A 21,824-nucleotide genomic window follows, 5' to 3' on the forward strand; every position below is an offset into this window, starting at 1 on the left:
GTCTCCCCCTAAATGCAAGTTGTACAAAAAAGAATAGATATCATAGGAGGATACGAAATACGTAAATAAAAAAGAGGTATGTATTTCGGACGTTTGCACAATCCCTGCGTTAGCATTAACTAACAGGTTCGAAGGGTCGGAACGAAGTGTTCCCTCTCAGCGGCATGGCTCCCCCTGTGATAACGAGATTCTTTATTTGCTATTGTTTATTGTAAGCGAAATGGATGAGAATGGCAAATGAATCAAGTATGACAATAATTGAAATATAATTGTATTGAAATGTTAATAAATATGAAGCGAAAAGATATAGTCCAAATGAAATAGAGTATGCTATAATTTTTTTGAAAATAATTATCATTCTCTTCTGAGGGGGAAGGTTATGAGCTTAGTAGATATTAAAATTGGCGAGAAAGTGTTAGTAAAAAGTATTCAGTCTTTAGATCAGTTATTAAAGCGTAGACTAGCTGCTTTCGGTCTTGCGGAAGGAAGCGAACTTCGCTTGAAACAGAAAGCGATGTTTAAAGGTCCTTGTACATTGGAGTGTCGTGGACAGTTAATTAGTATTCGTCATTGTGACGCGAAAATGATAAAGGTGGAATTAGCGTGAATAAGGTAGCTTTGCTAGGGAATCCGAATACAGGGAAGACATCATTATTTAATGCACTTACTGGTTCTTATGAATATGTAGGAAACTGGAGTGGTGTAACAGTAGAAAAAAAGGTTGGTAAATTAAAAGATAAGCAAGGAACATTAATTGATTTACCAGGAGTGTATGATTTAAATCCAGTTTCACGTGACGAAGGTGTCGTTACGAATTTTCTACTAACAGACGAATTTCATCATATGTTAAATATAGTGGATTCTTCGCAATTCGAGAGAAATATGCATTTAACGTTGCAATTGCTTGAATTTGGTAAGCCAGTTTCAATCGGCTTAAATATGGTTGATGTGGCGAAGCAAAGAGGAATTGTAATTGATGTAAAACGATTATCAGAGCTATTAGGTGTAACAGTCGTTCCTGTCGTTGCGAGAAGTGGAAAAGGCTGTGAAGAACTACTTGCTACTCTTAAAGAAAATGACAAAAGTGAGAAAAAGCCATTCATTATTTCATATGGTGTACCAATGGATGAAGGAATTGGAGAGGTAATTTCTCTTTTAGAGAAATCGAATTATAAGCATCCAAGATGGTTAGCTCTTCAATTTTTAAGCAATAACGAAGTAGTAGAAAAAGAAATGAAAGCATTACCAATTTATAAGGAACTTGTAGCCATTCGATCTCGCTTAGAAGGAAAACTTGATTGTACGTTAGAAGAGCACATTTACAAAACTCGTGAAGCGTATATTGAAAAGTTAAAAACAAATGTTATGCAGCATGAGAAAGAAGGAAAAATTCCTTTTTCGGAAAAAATTGATAGATTAATTACACATAAAATTTTAGGACTTCCAATCTTTTTAGCAGTTATGTTTTTTATTTTTCAGGTTACGTTTACGTGGATTGGTACACCTTTATCTGATATATTAGATGGATTTTTTGGCGGACAGCTTACGGATTGGGTAACGGTTGGACTCACAAGTATTGGTGCTTCTGACTTTATTCAAGCGCTCGTTACAGAAGGTATTATTGCTGGTGTTGGTGCGGTATTAGTATTCGTTCCACAAATCTTTGCACTATTCTTTTTCATTTCATTATTAGAAGACTCAGGATATATGGCGCGAATTGCAGTTGTTATGGATAGAATTATGGAGTTCTTCGGTTTAAACGGAAAAGCGTTCATTCCGATGATTATCGGTTTTGGATGTAACGTTCCAGGTATTATGGCAGCGAGAACGATTGAACAAGAAAAAGAACGTTTACTTACAGTTCTGGTAACGCCATTTATGTCTTGTTCAGCACGTTTACCTGTATATGCATTATTTGCGGGAGTATTCTTCCCTCATAGTCAGGCAACTGTTGTATTTTCTTTATATGTTGCAGGTATTGTTCTTGCATTATTAGTTACAAAAATTATGTCGCTTACTATTTTAAAAGCGGAAAAATCTATTTTCGTTATTGAACTACCGCCTTACCGTGTGCCACAAGCGAAAACATTATGGCTGAGCACATGGGAGAAAGGAAAAGGATTTGTTCGTAAAGCTGGTACATTCATCTTTGGTGGTTCGGTTGTCATTTGGTTATTAAACTATGCAGGTCCATCAGGATTTGGTGTTGATATGGGAGACAGTTACTTAGCGATGATTGGTGGATTTATCGCACCGCTATTCGCACCGCTCGGCTTTGGAACGTGGCAAGCTGCAGCATCCCTTTTAACAGGATTTTTAGCGAAAGAAGTTGTCGTTTCTACAATGGCAATTATTTATGCGGTGAAAGAAGATGTGCTTGGAAATGTAATGGGAGCACATTATACAGCATTATCAGCTTATGCATTTATGTTCTTTATTTTATTATATGTTCCATGTTTAGCGACGGTAGCTGTTATTAAACGTGAAACAGGATCAGCGAAATGGACGATTTTCTCAGTCGTTTATCCACTCGTTGTTGCTTATGTATTAACGCTCATTATATACCAAGTTGGATCTTTACTCGGATTCTAGAAGGAGATGTATTGTGATGATGGTCAATATTATAATTGGAGCTATCATTTTTGGTTATGCAGCATACACGTTAGTTAATTTTGTAAAGAGAAGTAAAAAAGGAAAATGCGCAGCATGTTCTTTAAATAAATCGTGTCAGTCGCAAACTTGTAGTCCGGATATGGAGCAAATCGCTCACAAATAGCAAAAAAGCTTTGCGAATTTCGCAAAGTTTTTTTGTTTTACTTCTTAATTTTTACAAGTTGTGATGATTCTACACCATTTTTTCCAGGGAATTCTTTACTAGGGTCTTTATCGAATTTTAATACCCCAACAGATTTTTCATCGCCTTTTACATTTACGTAAGTTGCATCATCAACAATCGCGAACATGTCGGCATATGCACGGCCACTTCCGATAATTGTATTGCCTTCGTATTTTAATTTTGCCCCATCAAGTGTAGCATTTTCTACTTTTTCTTTAGCAAATAATACACCTTGCTCTGCTGTTACAGCTGGTAATTTATCAAGTGGTTTCGTGTCGTCTTTTTCATTAACTTTGCTAAGTAACTCTTTCTTCACGAGTTCTTCACCAGTTTTCTTATCCATGACAAGAACTTTTTTACCCTCTAATGTTGTCATTTTCATTTTATAGAAGTCTTTTTCTTTCACTTCTTTTTTATTTTGATCTGTAATTTTCTGAACTTGCGCATCTGTTCCATATAGTACAAAGCCGTTCGCTTTCTCTCCTAATAAAGAACAACCTGATAATGCTCCGAATGAAATTGCTGCTGCTAATCCGATTCCTACTAATTTTTTCATGATGATTTCTCCTTTTATCTGTTTTATAGTAAATACATTTTTGTATTAGTTCTGAAATGATGAGAAGCTTGTTCGTTGCTTCTGGTATTAGTGTATAAGAAATATTGCAACGTAACTATCGAGTTAGCTTACAGTAACATTACAATAATGTAATTTAGTGAAAGTGCATAAAAATAAGTCAATTTTGAAGAGGGTTAATGAGAATATATTAGGAATACAATGTTTTATATAGAATGTCATATTATATTGGCTGTATTTTGGAAATAACATGTAAGGACATATTAGTTTTGTTATAATAAACACATAGGCTGTAAAAATGAATATTCTTTACTGTAAAGGGAGATTTTTCAGTTTTCCAAGTAGTGAATTTGAAATATGAGGTATATCATAGGAGGAATTTGGATGTCTGTATTTAAACGATTAAGAGATTTAACAATGTCGAATGTGTATTCAATAATTGAAAAAGCGGAAGATCCAGTTAAGATGACGGATCAATATTTACGCGATATGCAAGCGGATGTACAAGAAGCTGAGAAAAGTGTAGCAGCTCAAATTGCACTTGAGAAGAAATTCAAAATATTATTTGAAGAGCAAGAAGCACTTGTGAAAAAACGTGAAGAGCAAGCTCATATGGCTGTTCAAGCAAGCAATCTTGATCTTGCGCGTCGTGCTCTTGAAGAAAAACAAAATGCAGAGCAAAAGATGAATGAATATAAAGCAAGCTATGAGCAAAACAAAGCTGCTGCTGATAATCTTCGCCTGAAGTTAGAAGAAATGCGTAAGCAATTAACAGAGCTGAAAAATAAACGTGAAACACTTGTAGCACGTGTAAATGCGGCGAAAGCACAAAAGAATATTAATCAGGCGATGTCTGGTTTTGATTCAAACTCAGCAAAAGCTGGTTTAAGCCGTATGGAAGAGAAAGCTCTTCAATTGGAGGCTGAAGCAGAAGCAAGTGGCGAAGTTTATAAAAAAGAAAAGTCATTAGATGATGAATTCGCAAGCTTAAACAAAAATTCTGCTGTTGACGATGAATTAGCTCGTATTATGAAGCAGTATGAGAAATAATATAGAATAGACAAAGAAACCGACATGTCTGAAGAGAATTCATGTCGGTTTTCTATTACTTTTTAGAGGAGGTTTTGCAATGACATGGACAAATGTGTTAGCCATGCTTGTATGGACTGGAGCGAGTGCAGTACTTTTATTTGCAATTATGTGGGTTGATTCAATTTTTACTAAATACAATGATTTAAAAGAAATAAAGAATGGGAATACAGCTGTAACAACGCGTTTCGTTATGAAATTATTCGCGCAAGGGTACATTTTATCTCAATCGATAACGAAAGCAAATGACTTATGGCAAGCGCTACTTGCATCAGCAGTTTCTTTCGTTATTTTATTAGTGGTAGAAATGTTTATCGAATTTGTGTTAAAGAAAATGTCTGGTTTAGATTTAGAAGAAGGCACGAAAGAAGGCAGTGTTGCGCATGCGATGTTGGCCGGATCATTACATATCGTTGGTGCACTTATTTTAGGTGCTTGTTTATAAAGAGAGAAGGAGGGGTAAATCATGAGTTTATTTAAACGAATTAAAAATATAATAAAGAGCCCAGAGCCGCCGAAACCAGAGAAAAGTTTGTTAACGTTAGCTCCTGGCGATATGATTGAAGTTTCATTAGTCATGTACGAATTAACTGGGAAAACGAGTATGCATTCTCGTAAAGAAATTGTTTTAACACTGCAAGACGGGAAAGATATTCGTTATTTAAAAATTGAAGACCGTGAAAATACGTATTACAAATTATATACACCAATTGATGGTCGTTTAGATTCGATTGATGAAATTCCGACAACAATTGAAATGGATGATACGGAGTACCACATGGAAGAGCAATATAACGGACGTGTTGTTGTGATGGGGAAAACACCATTCTCTGCTTCAGAGGAACAGTACGTATGGGAATTCCAATCAGATAACCGAAAATTATTACGTATTGAATGGCAAAATGGTCGCACAATGATGTATGAGGGAGAAGCAATTATTCCTGCTGATGTACAAATTATAAGAGCAACGTAAGGGGGCGTAATCATGTCAAACCGATTGTTTACCATGATTAAATCGTTCGTAATCCCTATACTTGCTATCGTTCTATTACTTGTTGTTGCTGGATATGCCTTATCAGGTTGTCAAGGCGGACAGACAAAGTCGATTCAAGACCGTTATCCACTAGAATCTGTCGCAAAAGAAGGTAAACAAGAATCTTACGTGTATAGGGCCGCCAATCGGTCAGTTCCTGAAGTCGCAAAGGAACTCATTAATGAAAGAGAACCGAAGCAAGCATCTAAAGAAGACGAAAATCAAATGTTCCTCGTTTATTCTGATAAGATTTATAACCTGCAAAAGGATAAAGAGAAACCTTCTGATACGTTAATTGAAATAAGTAATAAAGAATTTGTCCGTCAAAATTACCAACCATCCTTCCTGCAAGGATATATTATGGGAAGTATATTAAACGATATATTCGGTTCACGAAAATCATCATACGGTGATTATCGCGGATATAATGACAGACAAAATCATAAACCGGTTATTCCAGAAAGACCACCGACGAAAGAAGAAAAGAAAACCCCGCCTCCAATTACGAAGGAAGGGAAAGGATCTATCATTAAGCGAGGCGATAATGTAGATTCGAAACCTTCCGTAGGAGATACAGGAAGTATTACGAAAAAAGGAAGTAGTACGCCTCCGCCTTCTACTGGAAGCAAAGGAAAAATTACAAAAACACCAGGTGGCTCGAGCGGATCAGATGTGAAGCCGAAATCATCTATTAAAACGCCGCCAAGGAATACATCTCCTCCGAAAACGAGGGTCGGTGGTTCAGGAAAAATTACGAAGAGAAGATAGTTATAGAGACCGAAAAGTGGAAGTTGCTTTTCGGTCTTTTTATTGTGGAAATTAATTCCTTGTAGCTAGTACAATTAATGTATAAGGAGGGATTAGTATGACTATGTATAAAAGATTTAGTGTAATTATGTTCCTCGTCTTATTTCTCAGTTTGTTTATTAGCACAACGATGGAATTCCACTTTGTAGTAGGTATTCTATGGATACTATGTACATGTACTCTTTTTCTATATGTTCCGCTTCGTTTTCAACAAGAAGTGCCCGCCTTTCAAAAATACGTAGCATGGATTAAGAGAGGAAGAAGATGGGGAGAGTAAAATTATATCAGCGATTATCGCAATATATCGACTTACCGACAAATACTTAATAATAAGAAGAGGGTGTGCCAAAATGTTGGCACACCCTCGTTTTTCATAATGATTAATGAATATCACGTTTCTTGAAATTACCGCCTTTTACTTCTGCTACGTCATAAACTGTAATAAAGGCATTTGGATCGATTTCATTAATAAGTTCTTTCATTTTACTTTCTTCTAAACGGTTAATTACACAAGAAATCTCTTTAAATTTCTCTCTTGAATAACCACCGTATACTTCGTTATATGTTGCACTTCGGCCTAAACGATCGCGAATTGTTTCTACCATTAATTCAGGCTCTTTCGTAATGATTTTAAATGCTTTCGAACCACTTAAACCAACTTCAACGATATGAATCACTTTCGAAGCGATAAAGTAAGCAATTGCCGAAAGGATAGCTCCTTGAAGGCCGAATACTGTTGATACGAAAATAAATACGAACATGTTTAAGAATAAAATAAGGTCACTCGTTCCAAATGGTAACTTACGAGAAAGCAATACAGCTAGCATATCGATTCCATCTAATGCCCCGCCGTTACGTAATGCTAGTCCCATACCAAAACCGATAATAATACCACCAACAACTGTAACTAATAATGTATCGCCTTCAATAATAGCTGGTATTCCGTGCATGACAACGGTACCTATTGCTAATGAAGCAATCCCGATAATGGAATAAATAGCAAAGCTTTTACCGATTTGCTTATATCCTAACCAAACGAAAGGAATGTTAATAACTGCGATTAGAGCTCCTAATGGCAATCCAAATAATCTTGAACTAACGATACTTAAACCAGTCACACCACCGTCTGATACGTTATTTGGAATTAATACCGCTTCTAATCCGTATGCTGTGATAAATGCCCCAATAATAATCATCAAAGCTTTTGAAGCGATTTTTAGCTTATTGGGCTTGTTTTTGATAATTTTCTCCATGTAATTTCCTCGTTTCAAACTAGTTTCTTATTTGTTACGTAATTCACACCTAAATTTAATTTTAACATTTTATTTGAAAAAATTCTCCTTTAATGGATGTATGCAGGGAATATTATCACCATATTATCTTTAAAATATTTTTGAAATAAGTATAAGAAATCCCATCCTTATGAAAGGATGGGAGAATGTTAAGAAACAATAAAACTAATTACTGTTAGGAATAAAGCGAAACCTAAAATAGTCCCGCACACTTTCATATGGCGCTTACGTCCCATAACGACAATTGCGACATATTCGCGAATCATTGCGTTAGGCCAGTAATAAAATGCTGTTTTTGATCCAATTCCTTGGCTATTAAGTCCAGCTTGTCTTGCATATATACCAGCGCGGAAAAGATGGAAGTTGTTTGTTGTAAAAATACTTCTATACTTACCTTCAGGTTTTAAAGAATCCATAATTTCTTTAGAGAACGACATATTTTGATATGTGTTTACAGAGCGATTTTCTTGCACTGTATGTTCAATCGGAATTCCTTTTTCAACAGCATATTTTTGCATTGCTTCTGCTTCAGGAAGGCCTTCATCCGGACCTTGTCCGCCAGAGAAAATGATTGTTGGTGGTATATTTACAGCGGCTTGTTTCCAATAAAAGTCGATTGCTTTATTAATGCGACTTGCCAGTAAAGGCGGTACTTTATCATTAATTAAGCCACTACCAAGAACGATGATGAAATCTTGATTACGCCTTGGTCTGTTGAATTGATATAAAAAATACGCGCTTAAGAAGTTAGATAAATGCACAAAGAAATACATAGTTATAAGAGATATAGCAGCAAAAATGAATTGAAAATGCTCTGAGAATAAACTCGCTGGACTTATGATGATGAATAGTATAGACAATAAAATCCCTAAAGCAGCAATTAAAGTTAAAGAGTTTGTGAAGCGTCTTCCTTCACGTTGCATTAAAATTTTTGCATTAAGAAATAGTCCAAACATTAAAGCGACTATAGCAAAAGGTATCATTACAATTAGCGCTAACATGGGAATAATAACGATAAAATGTAAAGAGTTACTACCAGACTCATATGAGGCTATAGCGCAAAATAATAGAAATGAACAGAAAAAGGCATTAAATAAAAAGCCATTTATTATTTTTCGTGGGTCTTTTAAGTAAGAGATAAGAAAAATAATAAACAATATAAGAGGAATGATTCCAAAAGACATAAATATAGTACACCTCAATTTGTATAAGAATTTGACATATCTTTTATATTACATGATTTTATAATTGAAAATGAAAGAAAAAGGATTTTGAATTTTCTCAATAAAATATATGAATACATATGTTAAAATGTATGTAAGGCGATATATTAAAAGTAAAATGGTTGAAAAGGCACTCTATGGAGTGTCTTTTCTTTTTTTCATGTAATTATGCATATTATATTTATTTTCAAGTGAAGAGGATTAAAATATAAGTGGTAGGCAGACTATATAAAGCAGAATTTCTTACAAACATTTCCCTCTACTTTTTGTATCTAACAATCGTATAACAATAAATAATTCTGTTTTATAGCGTCTGTTTATGAAAGGTGTCCTCTTTGAAGGCACCTTTTTGTTGTTTCATGTAGATACTTTTCACTGTTAATATAGTGGAAAGTATCTATACTAAACATTAGCAATCTTCCGTATAAATATTATCAATTCACTATATATTCCAGTGGTGTTAACCTACATATGAAAGGCTTTCTTTTTCAAAATATTACCCCTAATAAATTTTTGAAGAAGTCAACTGTCTCCAAAATTGCCATTCATGCTTAGCAAAAAAGAATCCAGCAGGATTCTTTTTTGTGTTCGACACGATATGACAAATTGTATTCTAATAACTTATTATTATGTTAAATGGTTATTAAGGGGAGTAAAAGGGGATCTTAGAATGAATTTAAAGAAAATATTTTTAACAGGCGCGATTGTCGTAACAACTCCCTTTACATCTATTGGAACGGCACAAGCAAGTATTATTTTCAAAGATGTTCCAACAGGGCATTGGTCTTATAAAGCAATTTTAGATTTAACAAGTAAAAATATTGTTAGTGGGTACGGAAATGGAATTTCTGGGTTTGGTGATGATGTGACTCGTGAGCAATATGTACAGTTCTTATATAATGCGACATTACCATATGAGGAAAGACCAGGAGCAAATCAAGAGCCAAAGCGCTTTGCTAATTGTAAAGAAGCAAACGATGCTGGATTTTATGATATTACAAGAGATAGTCCGTACTATGGTAAGCATTTAGATCGTGATGGCGATGGAATTGCTTGTGAGAGAGAGAAGAGCGGTAAATAAAAAAGCACTCACCCTGAGTGCTTTTTCTTATGGAAACATGCTATTTTTTTAGGCAATTCTCATAAACTAAAAGTAAGGAAATGAAAGTAGGTGACAAAATGCCGTCAGTTGTGGAAGGTGTTATTATTGAAAACTGTAACGGAACGATTAATTTAGGAGATAAATATAACGTGCAGCCGATTGAAAAAACGAAAGCTTATAATGGATCAGGATCATCGAATACAGGAAAAAAAGTACAAACATTTAGTGGTATTAGTACAGCAGATGTAAGGGATAGCGATGTGAACGATCAAGGAATACAGTTTACTTTATAGATAAATATGTAAAATTGCATAAAATGATGAACTTGCCCTGTGCTACAATCTAGCTGTGAGCTGTTAATGATTCTTCTGTATTATAGTTGTTAGATTGGAAATATAACATCTTATCGAAAATCATACGTAAAAAAGACACTTCAACGAAGTGTCTTTTTTATTTTAGTGATACCCTTTAGCAGAGTCTTTATGAATTTTATTTTTAAAGATACTGTAGCTCCAAAGTTGATATCCAATAACAATTGGTACCATAACCATTGCAACGAAGAACATAATTTTTAAGTTTAATTGACTACCAGCTGCGTTATATAGCGTTGTACTATAAGCATCGTTAATACGAGATGGTAACATTCTTGGGAACATACCTGCAAATCCAGTTGTCATAAACATTGCGATTGTTAAGCAAACGAATGTGAATGCGAGACCTATTTTATGTTTGTACACCATAATAAGTGCGAGTACACTCATTAACATGGCAAGTACCGGAAGAATGAATAGTACCGGATATTCTGTGAAGTTTTGGAATAAATTTGTACGATTTGCAGTTGCTACATAGAAAATAGCTAAAATGATAGCAGCTGCCATTGAAAATGGTCTTGCGATTTTATAAGCGCGATCAGATACTTCACCAGTCGTTTTAATCATAACCCAAAGGGCGCCAGATACGACGAATATAGCAGTGAAGAACAGGCCACCTAAAATACCATAATGATTTAGTAAGCTGAGTAAATTTCCTTCATAGCCATTTTTTCCGATTTGTAGTCCGTAATAAAGGTTAGCGAATGTAACACCGAATAAGAAGGCGATTAGGAAACTACCAATTGTAAATGCCCATTTACAAGTTTTTTGCCAAATTGGTGAATCGTCTTTATGCATAAATTCAAGTCCAGCAGCACGAGCAAACAGTGCGAGTAATACTAAAAATAGTGGTGTATATAAATAACTAAACATATTTGCATATGTGACTGGGAAAGCAGCAAATGTTGCGCCACCAGCTGTAATTAACCATACTTCATTACCACCCCAGAATGGGCCGATTGCTTCTTGTAATTGATTTCGTTCTTGTCGGTCTTTCGCAACGAAAGGAAAAATCATTCCGTTACCAAGTGCATACCCATCAAGAATGAAGTAAACTGTCCAAATCACGCCCCATAAACCAAACCAGACGATTGCAAGCATATCATGAGACATGTGCTGCACCTCCCTCAGTAGCAGGTTCTTCTAATGCTGCTGGTCCTTTTTTCGCGAACTTTAGCATTAAGTATACATCTGCAATTAAAAGTAATGTGTAGAACAAGATTAAACTAATTAATGAGAACCAAATTTGTGGAACAGATATAGGTGATACAGATTCTGCTGTACGCATTAGTTTATAAACTGTCCATGGTTGACGACCTACTTCGGCAACAATCCAACCAGCGTTAATTGCGATATATGGTAGTAAGACAGACCATATTGTAATTTTTAAATAACGTTTTGAGTTTTCTAGTTTTCCTTTTCGATTTAAGTAGAAACCGTACCAAGTTAATGCCATAAAGAACATACCAAGTGCAACCATTAAGCGGAAGCTATAGTACACGAGGTTAACATTTGGACGTTCATCTTTCGGGATATCTTTTAAACCAACAATTTCGCCATCAAATGAGTTTGTATAGAAGAAACTTCCTAGTTTCGGAATAGTAAGGAATTCAAAGTTCTTTTCGTTCTTTACATCAGGAATTTGAACAATCGAAAAGCCTTGTCCTTTTCCAGTTTCCCAAACAGCTTCCATCGCAGCACCTTTTGCTGGTTGATACTTAGCTGCTGATACACCAGACTGATGCCCCATAAACGGTGTAACAGTTGCAGCGAATAAACCTAACATTAAGCCAAACTTAAATGATTTTTTGAAGAACTCCACTTCATTTTTACGTAATAAATGATAAGCACTAATTGCCATAACGAAGAAAGCACCAACGATATAACAACCAATTACAGTATGGAAGAACATGTTCCAAGCATATGGATTTGTCACAAGTGCCCAGAAATCATTTAGTTCAGCGCGGCCGTTACGTACGACGTAGCCAACAGGGTTTTGCATAAAACCGTTTGCTGTAATAATCCAAAGGGCGGAAATATTTGTTCCAAGTGCAACCATCCACATACAGAAGGCACGGAACTTTGGTGAAATTTTGTCTTTACCGAATAACCATATTCCCATGAAAGTAGATTCTAAGAAGAAGGCAACGAGTGCTTCGATTGCGAGAGGTGATCCAAAAATATCTCCCATATATTTGGAGTACTCAGACCAGTTTGTTCCAAATTGGAACTCCATCGTAATCCCGGTTATAATCCCCATTACGAAGTTAATTGTAAATAATTTACCCCAGAAATTTGCCATTTTGCGGTATGTTGGATTCAATGTGCGGGCGTATTGAGTTTCCATACATGCCACTAAAATAACAAGTCCGATTGTCAAAGGTACAAATAAAAAGTGATAAAAAATAGTAATTGCAAATTGAAAACGACTCAGTAACAGAACGTCGGACATAATGAATATTCACTCCTTTTTTACATTATCTACAATCAGTTTATAGTGAAAATACGTTTTAAATAGAGGGGACTTGTTACAAAGGTGTGTGTATATTTTGAAAGAATTATGTCGGTTATCTGAAAATATCTTATTTTTACTATAAAGCAATATCCTTTTTGAGTTTTTTAAATTTTGGTACACTATATAAGTAATGTAAATGAGAGAAAAGAGGGTTCTTTACTATGAAGTCATTAGAAGAGATTTTACAATACAATGAAAAATTCGTTGAAGAAAAAAAATACGAAGAGTACGAAACAGGTAAATTTCCAAACAAAAAGATGGTAATTATCTCTTGTATGGATACTCGTCTTGTTGAATTATTACCGAAAGCGATGAATATGCGTAACGGTGATGTGAAAATTATTAAAGTAGCAGGCGCTGTTATTTCACATCCGTTTGGAAGTATTATGCGTAGTATTTTAGTTGCTGTATATGAACTTGGTGCTGATGAAGTTTGTGTAGTTGGTCACCACGATTGTGGTATGGCAAAAATTCAAGCAAGCAGTACAATTGAGAAGATGAAAGAGCGCGGTATAACAGAAGAGAAATTAGATACACTTCGTTATTCTGGAATCGATTTAGAAAGATTCCTACAAGGATTCTCTAGTGTAGAAGAAAGTGTAGAACATAGCGTATCAATACTTCGCAACCATCCATTACTTCCTGAAGAAGTACCTGTTCACGGTCTTGTTATAGATCCTGACACAGGAAAATTAGATTTAGTTGTGAATGGTTACGACAATTAAGAATTTACTTTGTCATCTTTTTTATCTGGGACAGGATCAAATCCTCCCGGGTGGAAAGGGTGACATTTTAATATACGCTTACAAGTAAGCCAAAAGCCTTTGAGGGCACCATGTTTTTGAAACGCCTCTAATCCGTAATGAGAACAAGTTGGATAAAAGCGGCAAGTTGGCGGTGTCATTGGAGAAATGAATTTTTGATAAAAGTGTATAATCCCAATAAAAATCTGTTTCATAACGGTCTCCTTTTCAGCATATTCTTAAAGTATTATAGCACGACTGTACATAATACTTTACTAATGTGCATTTCCGTTATATCATATTGGATATGACGGAATTAAATTAAAAGCGGGAGAGATGTTGTATGCCATCAGTAGAAAGCTTTGAATTAGATCATACGATTGTAAAGGCACCTTATGTAAGACATTGCGGAGTTCACAATGTAGGTAGTGACGGTATTGTAAATAAATTTGATATTCGTTTTTGCCAACCAAATAAACAAGCAATGAAACCAGATGTTATTCATACGTTAGAACATTTATTAGCATTTAATTTACGTAAATATATTGATCGTTATCCGCATTTTGATATTATCGATATTTCACCAATGGGCTGCCAAACAGGATACTATCTTGTAGTAAGCGGAACACCGACAGTTCGAGAAATCATTGATTTATTAGAATTAACATTAAAAGATGCGGTTCAAATTACAGAAATTCCAGCTGCAAATGAAACACAATGTGGTCAAGCGAAGCTTCACGATTTAGAAGGAGCACAACGCTTAATGAACTTCTGGTTAAGCCAAGATAAAGATGAACTTGAGAAAGTATTTGGATAAAGTGAAACTTTAATCAATGGTTGATGGGGGAGTGGCCCTATCAACCATTGATTATTAGTTGAACCAATCGGACCTTTACAGGCAGTTAAACTCCTACCTAACCTCTTCGTTTTTACATAATTTGGAGATAGGAGTCTTACTGCCTGTTAAGGCGGGATAAGAAGGGAAAACTGCCTGTGAAAGGGCAGTTTTTTTTTGTAGCACGATAATAAATAAAATTATATCGACGATTTTTCGAATATATCGAACGCAACTTGAATTATATCAACGATTTTTTTAATATATCGACGTTTCGACACTGGATATCGACTTGCCGACAAAAACTGACAATATTATGAATCAAATAAAAAGAAGAGGTCGTTTAACATATGTGTTGGACGACCTCTTTTTTATGAAAGTATACTAGACACCCCAACATATAAAACAAAGGCAGAACCGAGAAAATAAACAAATGCCTTAGCTTTTTCTTGTTTCTTCATTTCATCAATTCCAAACAGGATAAACATAATACTTAAAAGAATAAACACGTAAGGTAAAAGAATAGTGAAGTTTGCAAATAGGCTAAATAGTGCAAGAGAAAGAGCGATAGTGGCGATTATAATTCGAATGTTTTTTAACATGTAATCCTCCTTTAAAAGAACATTATAAATGGAATAACAAAAACAATCGTAAAAAGACTTAAGCCGATGCTAATAGTTCCAATTTGTTTTTGCTGTTTTTGAATCGTCTCAATTCCTACTAAAATGCCATATAAACTAAAGAGGAACAAAATGATAGGTGAAAAGATTTGAAAGTTCATTGTAAAGGTGCTGTATAAGCATAAGATTAAAGTAATAAAAACGATGATGAGTTGTATTTGTCTAATATGCATTTTAGCCCTCCTTAGTAGAAAGAGAAGTTACCGAGAGAAAATAATAACAATAGCAACGATTAAAGTGAATACGCCAGAAAAGAAGGAGAGTGTACTATGTACTTTCTTTTGTTTCTGTTTTTCTTCTGCGCTCATGATGAAGGTCATAACAGATAAGGCGATGAGCATATAAGGCATTGTTACAAGTGCGTTTGTAAATATTACGGATAGAGCGAGAACGATGACGATAAGAGCGGATAATATGCGAAAGGTTTTTAGCATATTATTTCCCCCTTTTTTAAATAAACGACTTACCGAAATATTTCTGAGAAGCCAAGTAATAAAGCACCAGCTCCGGCCATGAAAGCAAGCATGCTGCTAGATTGTTTCTGTTTTTTTATTTCCTCTAAACCTATAGTGAAAGCCATAGCCCCTAAGAAAATGAACATGTAAGGCATAATGTCTCTGTTACCGCTAATAAAACTATAGGTTGCTATAGATAAAGTGATAAGTGCAAAAGTAATTCGAACGCCTTTTAACATAAAAGCCCTCCTTCTAGTTTATGTAGGTAATGATGATAACAATCTAAATGAAAGCACCTGCAACAATACAAATAAATCTAGTTCCTGAATCCTTTTTCCTTATTTGCTCAATGGTAATAAGAAGTAGTAAAACTCCTAATAGAAATTGTGAAAGTAGTAGAAAGTTATGTTGACCTGCCAGTAAACGAATGCTGGATATGATGTGGGCTAAAATAAGTAGTATATGAAGCGTATTATGAATTCTTCTTGCTGTTTTTTGTATAAGGGTTATCTTCTGGTTTATCAACGGAATGTTTATATGCATAGCCTTTATTAATCGTCATGACGGAGAGTACTAGTATGACTAGGACGATTATAATACCGATAATTAATATTTTGAACATAGAATCCCTCCTTTTCTTTATTTTACATAATTTTGTAATTGATGAAAACAATAGAAATTAAAAGGATGAAAGAAGGGTGTTACATGGAGACGAAAAAAACATATTATATATCAATAGGAAACGGTCAAATTTCACAAGTGAAGACAGCGGATACGTATAATTTTGAGATTTCCGCAAGTGATGAGGAAATTACGGAGTTAAGAGAGTACTTTGATCAAGCATATGTAGAGGATTTAGGTTCATTTGTACGTTCTCACGTTCCATTTGTTGAGTATCATCACGATTCGAATAATGACCGATATGATGAACAACTACAAAAAGCATATAAAATGATTTACGATTTAGGTAATCATGAGACGAAAGAATTAGTCGCGCAAATGGGAATAATCAATGGATTGTAATTGGATAATATTATGCAGAAAAGCGAGAATATGCTACAATTTGTGGTAGGAAAAACTTGTAACCATCAATAGGGGAGTAATGGCATGTACAAATTTAAAGATTATTACCACAACACTGTACAATTATCGTTTGAACGTTATCCATTTTCTCCTGAGCCAAAGCATGTTTGGGTTGTATGCCGGTACGGGGATCAATGGTTATTAACGCATCATTTACGTCGCGGTCTTGAATTTCCAGGTGGTAAAGTAGAATTAGGGGAAACACCGGAAGAAGCGGCAGTTCGAGAGGTTCATGAAGAAACTGGCGGCATAGTTTCTGATTTAACTTACTTAGGACAATATAAAGTATCTGGAAAAGACAAAATAATCATTAAAAACATTTATTTTGCAACAATTAGTGCGGTAGAGCAGCATACGCATTACGAAGAAACGAAAGGGTCTGTTTTATTAACAGACATTCCTGATAATATTAAAACTGATAGAAAATTTAGCTTTATAATGCGCGACGATGTATTGGCGCGTACGATGAAACATATAGAAGAAATCGGCTGTTTTACGAAGTAAAGTGGCTGGTTTCTTTTTTTTTGTAAGAATGAATGTAAATATATCCTTACAGTATTTTGGATATATTATACAATTTTTGTAAAGATATATTTACATTTTAGGAGGGGAAAGATGGATAAAAGAAAAGAAACGACTGTTACTGTTTCGATGGTTAAATTAAATATCTATGCATTTCTTATAATATTCGCTTTGGCGTTTGGAATTGGTTATTTGCATATATTTCTTTCAGGCGGGGTTCAATTTGAATTTACATTGCCCGTTATGTTTCTTTTGATTATTGGAATGATTGTTTTCGTTTGTATTCATGAGGCAATACATTTAATTGGATTTCGTTATATCGGAGGTGTTCCGTGGAGTGAACTAACATGGGGCGTCAATTGGAAATTAGGTGTAGCATACGCTCATTCTAAAAAAGAAATTACAGTAAAGCAAATGAAGAAAGTGTTAATGTTACCGTTTTTACCGACTGGAATTTTGCCAATTGTATTGGGATTAGTTATGAATCTGGAGCCACTCTCATTTTTAGGAATTTTACTAACAGCGAGTTGTATCGGTGACATTGCCTTATATCAAAAAGTTTCAAAGTTTCCAGATGATGCGCTAGTTAAGGATCATCCGAGTAAACCGCAGTTTACAGTATATGAATCATAAAGGAAGAGGAGGCGCTAGAGTAGCGACCTCCTCTTTTTGTTGTCACTTTTTGTCGGTAAGTCAATATATTGCAAAAATCGCTGATATAATTTATTAACTATTATTTTGTTTTCATCTCTACCTCTAAAAACGAAAGCACCTCCAACAAATCGTTCACCGTGCGTGAATGTTCAAAGTCACCCCAAAACGAATCTCTCTTCCAAACACCAAGAATTCCTACTCGTTCAGAACCAAGCACATCGTTTTCTGGATGATCTCCAACGTAAAGACACTCTGCGGCCTTAACGTCTAGCTTTTGCAAAGCTCGTTCGAAAATTTCAGGATGTGGTTTTTTTATTCCCTCCGCTTCGGAAACGAGAATTGTATTTGTATACGTATGTATGTTTAGTGCGCGGAGATTGCTCATTTGAAAGTCAGTAAAGCCATTTGTAATAATGCCAATTTTAATATTTTGTTGTGTTAAACGTTGAAGTAATTCATGCATGTTTTGGAAAGGAATACAATGATGTTGAAAATTTGTAATGTAGTCGTGCAGCAGTTGCTCTGGTGTTAAAGTGGTAATGTTGTATTCAGAAAGGAGAGTAGCATATACTTTATCTTTCCACGTATATCCATTATTATCGAGTTCAAGAAACCGAGAACAATACTCTAATTTTTCTATGCTCATTAAATGAGAGGCAAAGCGATTATATTGATCATAAATAAATTGTTCTAGAGATTGGCACCGATCTAAAAGTGTTCCATCTAAGTCGAAGAAGACTGCTCGAATCATGGGGAACCTCCTTACAATTTTTATAATTAATTATCGCATATTCGTTAAAAAATGATTATGATATTTTTGTAGAATGGAACGACGGAGGTTTATATGAAGAGACTGTATGGCAAGTTAGTAGGGTTTATCGTCGCAATTGGTTTACTAGCAGGATGCGATAGTTCTATGAAGAGTGTGAAGGAAAAAGAAGTTTGTAAAACAGAAGAAGAATGCGTGGAAATAGGAGATAATAAACTTCAAAAAGTATATGAAAAAATAGATGGATTATCTGAGCTTGAAGCAGTAGAAGATTATGATATAGAAGAGCATGAAAATGAGGATATGAAAGAGGCAGAGCAGAAAAAAGAGGATGACGAAAATTATTTCTTTTTAGCCTCTTATTATATTGATGGTGATGAAATTGTAGATCCTTATTTTGAAAAAATAGAACGGAAACGTTTAAATAAAGTATTCGCTGAAGATAAAGAAGCGAAAGAAGAGGTGCTACAACAGCGTCAAGATAGAGGTTATCATGAAGACTTATGGGATATGTACCGTACGCTCATTCCAGCTAAATATCGAGGGAATATAACAGAATTTGATTTAATAACGGACGGTTATGACGGTGTTGTTGCCCACGTTATGCCTAGTATGGAGAATCCGAAAGATTGGATCCTAAGCTTAGATACGCTTGATTCTGCAGTAAATATCGATGAAGTGATGAAAACATTAATTCATGAGACGGCTCACGTGTTGACGCTCGGGCATAAGCAAATACCAGTAGATGAAAAGTATGTAAAGGATGTAAAGGATTTTGAAGAAGATAAAGATATTTCAACGTACCGAAATAACTGTGAAACTCTTTTCTTACAAGAGGGATGTGCGAAGGAAAAATCTTATATTAATCAATTTTATAACTCTTTCTGGAAGGACATTGAGCAGGAGTGGACAGAAAAGAAAGTGGAAGAAAGTGAAGAAACTCAAATTGAATTTTTTAAAGAAAAGCATGAGGATTTTGTATCACAGTATGGAACGACAAATGTAGCGGAAGATATTGCAGATACGTTTACAGCATTTATTTTGCAAGATTCAAAAAAGGTGAAAGGGGAATCGGAGTTAAAGTATAAAAAAATTGCGTTCTTCTATCAGTTCCCTGAGCTTGTAAAAATGAGAGCGGAAGTGTTGTCGGGATTAGATGATATCTCAAAAACGATCGAACAACAAAGCGGACAATAATGAGAGGTATATATTTTAGCCAATAAAACGTAAAGAATTTTAGTTCTTTGCGTTTTTTTATGTTGATAAAATTGAAAATTCTGTCTTTTTTAAAAAAAGAAGAAGGAACTGAAGCTTTAAAAGAGAATTAGTATAAAAATGTCACAAATTAGACACAATTATAATGCGCATATTGTAGGGACTATAAGTTTACTCTCAAGGAGGTAATGAAACGTATGAAAACGATTCTTGCGGTTGCTGGTCTCATTTGGGTAATGTCTCACGGTTTTCCGATTTTTGAAGGAGAGCAAATTCGTAGTGCATTAAATAAAAAGTATGATGATTATCATGTAATAGATCGAAAAGAAAATGTCGTTACAGTACGTGTGAAAGATTGTTTCCATACAGTTACGGTTGCAGATGGAAACGTTACAAATGAAACAAAGATGTGTGATAAAAGGTAAAGAAAGAAGCTGACTATAGTTTATCGCCCTAAGTCAGCTTCTTTTTCGTTTTCCAATTAGAAGTTTTTCAAATGCCTCAACAAACACATACATAAGTGTTGCGAGGACGCAGGTGAGTAGTACGCTCAGTAAGACGAGCGTGAAATTAAATACTTGGAATCCGTAGCTAATTAAGTAGCCAAGACCTTGTTTAGAGACGAGAAGTTCACCGAATATAACACCGACCCATGATAAACCAACGTTCACTTTTAACGTGGAAATAATTGCTGGGAAGGATGCAGGGAGAACGACTTGCTTATAACATTGCCACTTATTGGCGCCAAATGTGTCCATCACTTTTATATAGTTAGAATCGACTTCTTGAAATGCGCTGTAAATAACGAGAATGGTAATGATGATGGAAATGATTACTCCCATTGCAATCGACGAAGAAATATTTGGACCGAAGATTACAATGATAATAGGTCCAAGTGCCACTTTTGGCATGGCGTTTAGGACGACGAGATAGGGGTCGAGCACGCGAGCGAGAAGTGGCATCCACCAAAGAAAAGTAGCGATAATAGCGCCGAGCACTGTTCCAAGAATGAAGCCTACTCCTGTTTCAAGTAATGTCGTCCATATGTGAACCAAAAGCGAACCGTCAATCCATTTACTAAGGAAGAGATCCCAAATGCTTGAAGGAGAGCTAAAGAGTAAAGGATCAATCCACTCTTTTTTGCTAGCTATTTCCCATAGTGAAAAGAAAAGAATGAGCAGTAAAAGCTGCAGTGAGCGTGCTAACCATGCGCGCTTGCGTTCTTTTTTCTGAAACTGTTCATGTAGTTGCTTTATATTATCCAAGTCGCTCCAGCTCCTTCCATATATCTTGGAAGAGGGATGGGAAGTCGTGGTGATGGCGTGATTCTAACGGTGATAAGAAACGAATGCTTTCAGGGACGATAAATGTTTTTGCAATTTTTCCAGGGTTTGCTTGCAGTAAATAAATACGATCACTCATCGCAATGGCTTCTTCAATATCATGTGTTACGAGTAGTGACGTTTTCTTATATTTGCGTAGTAAGTTGAAAACGAGATCTTCTAGTTTCAACTTCGTTTGATAATCGAGAGCTGAAAAAGGTTCATCTAGCAATAAAATTTTCGGATCGGTCGCTAACGTTCGAACGAGAGCGGCACGTTGACGCATACCACCGGACAGTTCACGAGGGTATTGCTCTTCTACATCATGTAGACCGACTTGCTTTAAAAGGTGTAAAGTATGTTCTTTCGTCTGTTCATTGTAAATTTTTCGGGTGTGAAGTCCAAGCATAATATTTTCTTCAATTGTTTTCCAAGGAAACAAGTAATCTTGCTGCAACATATACCCCATAGATGAAGTTTTCGTTGTAATAGGCTCACCATCTAAAAAGACGATGCCCTCAATAGGATCAAGTAACCCGGCAATAATGGAGAGGAGTGTCGTTTTGCCGCAACCACTTGGACCGAGTATAGAAATAAATTCGCCTTCTTCCACTTGTAAACTCATATCTTCGAGAATCAGTTTGGCATTCTCTTTTGCGAAAAAGCAGTGAGAAACGTTACGTATTTGTAAAAAACTCATACAC

The 21,824-nt window shown here is 35.3% G+C and carries 32 protein-coding genes and 1 riboswitch; of the genes, 17 read left to right on the plus strand and 15 right to left on the minus strand.

Features of this window, described 5'->3' with window-relative positions; genetic code table 11:
- Positions 1-83: 83 nt before the first annotated feature.
- Positions 84-185, minus strand: a riboswitch (TPP riboswitch).
- Positions 186-379: 194 nt separating this feature from the next.
- Genes QEP67_RS03290 through QEP67_RS03300 form a run of 3 tightly spaced genes read left to right on the plus strand, consistent with a single transcriptional unit; the run spans position 380 to position 2,776 of the window.
- Complete coding sequence (locus QEP67_RS03290) at positions 380-607, plus strand: FeoA family protein (RefSeq protein ID WP_000060512.1); 228 nt, start codon at positions 380-382, stop codon at positions 605-607.
- Positions 604-2,592, plus strand: coding sequence for a ferrous iron transport protein B (gene feoB, locus QEP67_RS03295; RefSeq protein ID WP_353706519.1), 1,989 nt, complete (start codon positions 604-606; stop codon positions 2,590-2,592). Before QEP67_RS03290 ends, feoB begins: the two co-directional genes overlap by 4 nt.
- A 16-nt stretch (positions 2,593-2,608) precedes the next feature.
- Positions 2,609-2,776 carry a FeoB-associated Cys-rich membrane protein gene (locus QEP67_RS03300; protein WP_000989597.1) on the plus strand — a complete coding sequence of 56 codons (168 nt, stop codon included), beginning with the start codon at positions 2,609-2,611 and terminating at the stop codon, positions 2,774-2,776.
- Positions 2,777-2,813: 37 nt separating this feature from the next.
- On the opposite strand, the gene QEP67_RS03305 is transcribed toward QEP67_RS03300, so the two are convergent.
- Complete coding sequence (locus QEP67_RS03305) at positions 2,814-3,392, minus strand: lipoprotein BA_5634 family protein (RefSeq protein WP_000737476.1); 579 nt, start codon at positions 3,390-3,392, stop codon at positions 2,814-2,816.
- Positions 3,393-3,794: 402 nt separating this feature from the next.
- Between QEP67_RS03305 and QEP67_RS03310 the strand changes: the two genes are divergently transcribed.
- From QEP67_RS03310 to QEP67_RS03330, 5 genes are all read left to right on the plus strand, one after another.
- A complete protein-coding gene (locus QEP67_RS03310; protein WP_000110279.1) occupies positions 3,795-4,460 on the plus strand; it encodes a PspA/IM30 family protein in 666 nt (221 codons plus the stop codon).
- Between the two features lie 79 nt (positions 4,461-4,539).
- Complete coding sequence (locus QEP67_RS03315) at positions 4,540-4,944, plus strand: DUF350 domain-containing protein (RefSeq protein ID WP_000220323.1); 405 nt, start codon at positions 4,540-4,542, stop codon at positions 4,942-4,944.
- Between the two features lie 21 nt (positions 4,945-4,965).
- A complete protein-coding gene (locus tag QEP67_RS03320) occupies positions 4,966-5,472 on the plus strand; it encodes a DUF4178 domain-containing protein (protein ID WP_000051738.1) in 507 nt (168 codons plus the stop codon).
- Positions 5,473-5,484: 12 nt separating this feature from the next.
- The gene (locus QEP67_RS03325; RefSeq protein WP_000071201.1) at positions 5,485-6,300 is read left to right on the plus strand and encodes a DUF4247 domain-containing protein; all 816 of its coding nucleotides are present in this window, start codon (positions 5,485-5,487) and stop codon (positions 6,298-6,300) included.
- A gap of 97 nt (positions 6,301-6,397) precedes the next feature.
- Positions 6,398-6,616, plus strand: a complete 219-nt coding sequence (locus QEP67_RS03330) for a hypothetical protein (RefSeq protein WP_000180094.1) — start codon at positions 6,398-6,400, stop codon at positions 6,614-6,616.
- Positions 6,617-6,719: 103 nt separating this feature from the next.
- Here QEP67_RS03330 and QEP67_RS03335 read toward each other — a convergent pair whose 3' ends face one another.
- Together QEP67_RS03335 and QEP67_RS03340 are read right to left on the minus strand one after the other, a co-directional pair.
- A complete protein-coding gene (locus QEP67_RS03335; RefSeq protein ID WP_000411241.1) occupies positions 6,720-7,592 on the minus strand; it encodes a YitT family protein in 873 nt (290 codons plus the stop codon).
- Between the two features lie 188 nt (positions 7,593-7,780).
- Positions 7,781-8,815 (minus strand): YdcF family protein, encoded by a 1,035-nt coding sequence (locus QEP67_RS03340; protein ID WP_353706520.1) that lies wholly within the window; start codon positions 8,813-8,815, stop codon positions 7,781-7,783.
- Between the two features lie 709 nt (positions 8,816-9,524).
- On the opposite strand from QEP67_RS03340, the gene QEP67_RS03345 reads away from it, so the two are divergent.
- Together QEP67_RS03345 and QEP67_RS03350 are read left to right on the plus strand one after the other, a co-directional pair.
- On the plus strand, positions 9,525-9,935 hold the full coding sequence (locus QEP67_RS03345) for an excalibur calcium-binding domain-containing protein (protein WP_001049555.1): 411 nt from the start codon (positions 9,525-9,527) through the stop codon (positions 9,933-9,935).
- Positions 9,936-10,015: 80 nt separating this feature from the next.
- Positions 10,016-10,249, plus strand: coding sequence for a spore germination protein (locus QEP67_RS03350; protein WP_033658693.1), 234 nt, complete (start codon positions 10,016-10,018; stop codon positions 10,247-10,249).
- A gap of 162 nt (positions 10,250-10,411) precedes the next feature.
- Here QEP67_RS03350 and cydB read toward each other — a convergent pair whose 3' ends face one another.
- The gene (cydB, locus tag QEP67_RS03355) at positions 10,412-11,440 is read right to left on the minus strand and encodes a cytochrome d ubiquinol oxidase subunit II (RefSeq protein ID WP_000017672.1); all 1,029 of its coding nucleotides are present in this window, start codon (positions 11,438-11,440) and stop codon (positions 10,412-10,414) included.
- Positions 11,430-12,779, minus strand: coding sequence for a cytochrome ubiquinol oxidase subunit I (gene cydA / locus QEP67_RS03360; RefSeq protein ID WP_046956116.1), 1,350 nt, complete (start codon positions 12,777-12,779; stop codon positions 11,430-11,432). Before cydA ends, cydB begins: the two co-directional genes overlap by 11 nt.
- Positions 12,780-13,003: 224 nt before the next feature.
- Here cydA and QEP67_RS03365 point away from each other — a divergent pair, with 224 nt between their 5' ends.
- Complete coding sequence (locus QEP67_RS03365) at positions 13,004-13,567, plus strand: carbonic anhydrase (protein ID WP_000838167.1); 564 nt, start codon at positions 13,004-13,006, stop codon at positions 13,565-13,567.
- Here QEP67_RS03365 and yidD read toward each other — a convergent pair.
- Positions 13,564-13,800 (minus strand): membrane protein insertion efficiency factor YidD, encoded by a 237-nt coding sequence (yidD, locus tag QEP67_RS03370; protein ID WP_000809327.1) that lies wholly within the window; start codon positions 13,798-13,800, stop codon positions 13,564-13,566. The genes QEP67_RS03365 and yidD overlap by 4 nt on opposite strands.
- A gap of 128 nt (positions 13,801-13,928) precedes the next feature.
- Between yidD and luxS the strand changes: the two genes are divergently transcribed.
- Positions 13,929-14,402 carry an S-ribosylhomocysteine lyase LuxS gene (gene luxS, locus QEP67_RS03375; RefSeq protein WP_001141371.1) on the plus strand — a complete coding sequence of 158 codons (474 nt, stop codon included), beginning with the start codon at positions 13,929-13,931 and terminating at the stop codon, positions 14,400-14,402.
- Positions 14,403-14,791: 389 nt separating this feature from the next.
- Here luxS and QEP67_RS03380 read toward each other — a convergent pair whose 3' ends face one another.
- Genes QEP67_RS03380 through ytzI form a run of 6 tightly spaced genes read right to left on the minus strand, consistent with a single transcriptional unit; the run spans position 14,792 to position 16,177 of the window.
- Entirely contained in the window at positions 14,792-15,022 is a 231-nt protein-coding gene (locus QEP67_RS03380; protein ID WP_000916679.1) for a YczI family protein, read from the minus strand.
- 11 nt (positions 15,023-15,033) lie between these two features.
- Positions 15,034-15,273 (minus strand): hypothetical protein, encoded by a 240-nt coding sequence (locus QEP67_RS03385; RefSeq protein WP_000548108.1) that lies wholly within the window; start codon positions 15,271-15,273, stop codon positions 15,034-15,036.
- 27 nt (positions 15,274-15,300) lie between these two features.
- Complete coding sequence (locus QEP67_RS03390; RefSeq protein ID WP_000920678.1) at positions 15,301-15,534, minus strand: DUF3953 domain-containing protein; 234 nt, start codon at positions 15,532-15,534, stop codon at positions 15,301-15,303.
- Positions 15,535-15,563: 29 nt separating this feature from the next.
- Entirely contained in the window at positions 15,564-15,794 is a 231-nt protein-coding gene (locus tag QEP67_RS03395) for a YczI family protein (protein WP_000912049.1), read from the minus strand.
- Between the two features lie 43 nt (positions 15,795-15,837).
- Positions 15,838-16,035, minus strand: a complete 198-nt coding sequence (locus QEP67_RS03400; protein ID WP_050552255.1) for a DUF3953 domain-containing protein — start codon at positions 16,033-16,035, stop codon at positions 15,838-15,840.
- Positions 16,028-16,177, minus strand: a complete 150-nt coding sequence (ytzI, locus tag QEP67_RS03405) for a YtzI protein (protein WP_000472802.1) — start codon at positions 16,175-16,177, stop codon at positions 16,028-16,030. The genes QEP67_RS03400 and ytzI overlap by 8 nt, the downstream gene beginning before the upstream one ends.
- Before the next feature lie 83 nt (positions 16,178-16,260).
- Here ytzI and QEP67_RS03410 point away from each other — a divergent pair, with 83 nt between their 5' ends.
- The 3 genes from QEP67_RS03410 (at position 16,261) to QEP67_RS03420 (ending at position 17,793) form a co-directional block, all read left to right on the plus strand.
- Positions 16,261-16,578 (plus strand): hypothetical protein, encoded by a 318-nt coding sequence (locus QEP67_RS03410; protein ID WP_000448410.1) that lies wholly within the window; start codon positions 16,261-16,263, stop codon positions 16,576-16,578.
- An 84-nt stretch (positions 16,579-16,662) separates the two neighbouring features.
- Positions 16,663-17,142 (plus strand): antimutator 8-oxo-(dGTP/GTP)ase, encoded by a 480-nt coding sequence (gene mutTA / locus QEP67_RS03415; protein WP_000276389.1) that lies wholly within the window; start codon positions 16,663-16,665, stop codon positions 17,140-17,142.
- Positions 17,143-17,253: 111 nt separating this feature from the next.
- Positions 17,254-17,793 carry a DUF3267 domain-containing protein gene (locus tag QEP67_RS03420; RefSeq protein WP_000361296.1) on the plus strand — a complete coding sequence of 180 codons (540 nt, stop codon included), beginning with the start codon at positions 17,254-17,256 and terminating at the stop codon, positions 17,791-17,793.
- Positions 17,794-17,893: 100 nt separating this feature from the next.
- Here the strand turns inward: QEP67_RS03420 and QEP67_RS03425 are convergent, their stop codons facing one another.
- On the minus strand, positions 17,894-18,565 hold the full coding sequence (locus QEP67_RS03425) for an HAD family hydrolase (protein WP_000617299.1): 672 nt from the start codon (positions 18,563-18,565) through the stop codon (positions 17,894-17,896).
- A gap of 93 nt (positions 18,566-18,658) precedes the next feature.
- On the opposite strand from QEP67_RS03425, the gene QEP67_RS03430 reads away from it, so the two are divergent.
- Together QEP67_RS03430 and QEP67_RS03435 are read left to right on the plus strand one after the other, a co-directional pair.
- Positions 18,659-19,780 (plus strand): hypothetical protein, encoded by a 1,122-nt coding sequence (locus QEP67_RS03430; protein ID WP_048565811.1) that lies wholly within the window; start codon positions 18,659-18,661, stop codon positions 19,778-19,780.
- Positions 19,781-19,995: 215 nt separating this feature from the next.
- Positions 19,996-20,223 carry a hypothetical protein gene (locus QEP67_RS03435; RefSeq protein WP_000849118.1) on the plus strand — a complete coding sequence of 76 codons (228 nt, stop codon included), beginning with the start codon at positions 19,996-19,998 and terminating at the stop codon, positions 20,221-20,223.
- Between the two features lie 33 nt (positions 20,224-20,256).
- Here the strand turns inward: QEP67_RS03435 and QEP67_RS03440 are convergent, their stop codons facing one another.
- Both QEP67_RS03440 and QEP67_RS03445 read right to left on the minus strand, forming a co-directional pair.
- Positions 20,257-21,063 carry an ABC transporter permease gene (locus tag QEP67_RS03440; protein WP_000368763.1) on the minus strand — a complete coding sequence of 269 codons (807 nt, stop codon included), beginning with the start codon at positions 21,061-21,063 and terminating at the stop codon, positions 20,257-20,259.
- Positions 21,056-21,820: an ABC transporter ATP-binding protein gene (locus QEP67_RS03445; protein ID WP_000009053.1), complete on the minus strand. Its 765-nt coding sequence runs from the start codon at positions 21,818-21,820 to the stop codon at positions 21,056-21,058. Before QEP67_RS03445 ends, QEP67_RS03440 begins: the two co-directional genes overlap by 8 nt.
- Positions 21,821-21,824: the final 4 nt, after the last annotated feature.

The sequence above is a fragment of the Bacillus cereus group sp. MS39 genome, assembly GCF_040448665.1.
Taxonomy (GTDB): domain Bacteria; phylum Bacillota; class Bacilli; order Bacillales; family Bacillaceae_G; genus Bacillus_A; species Bacillus_A wiedmannii.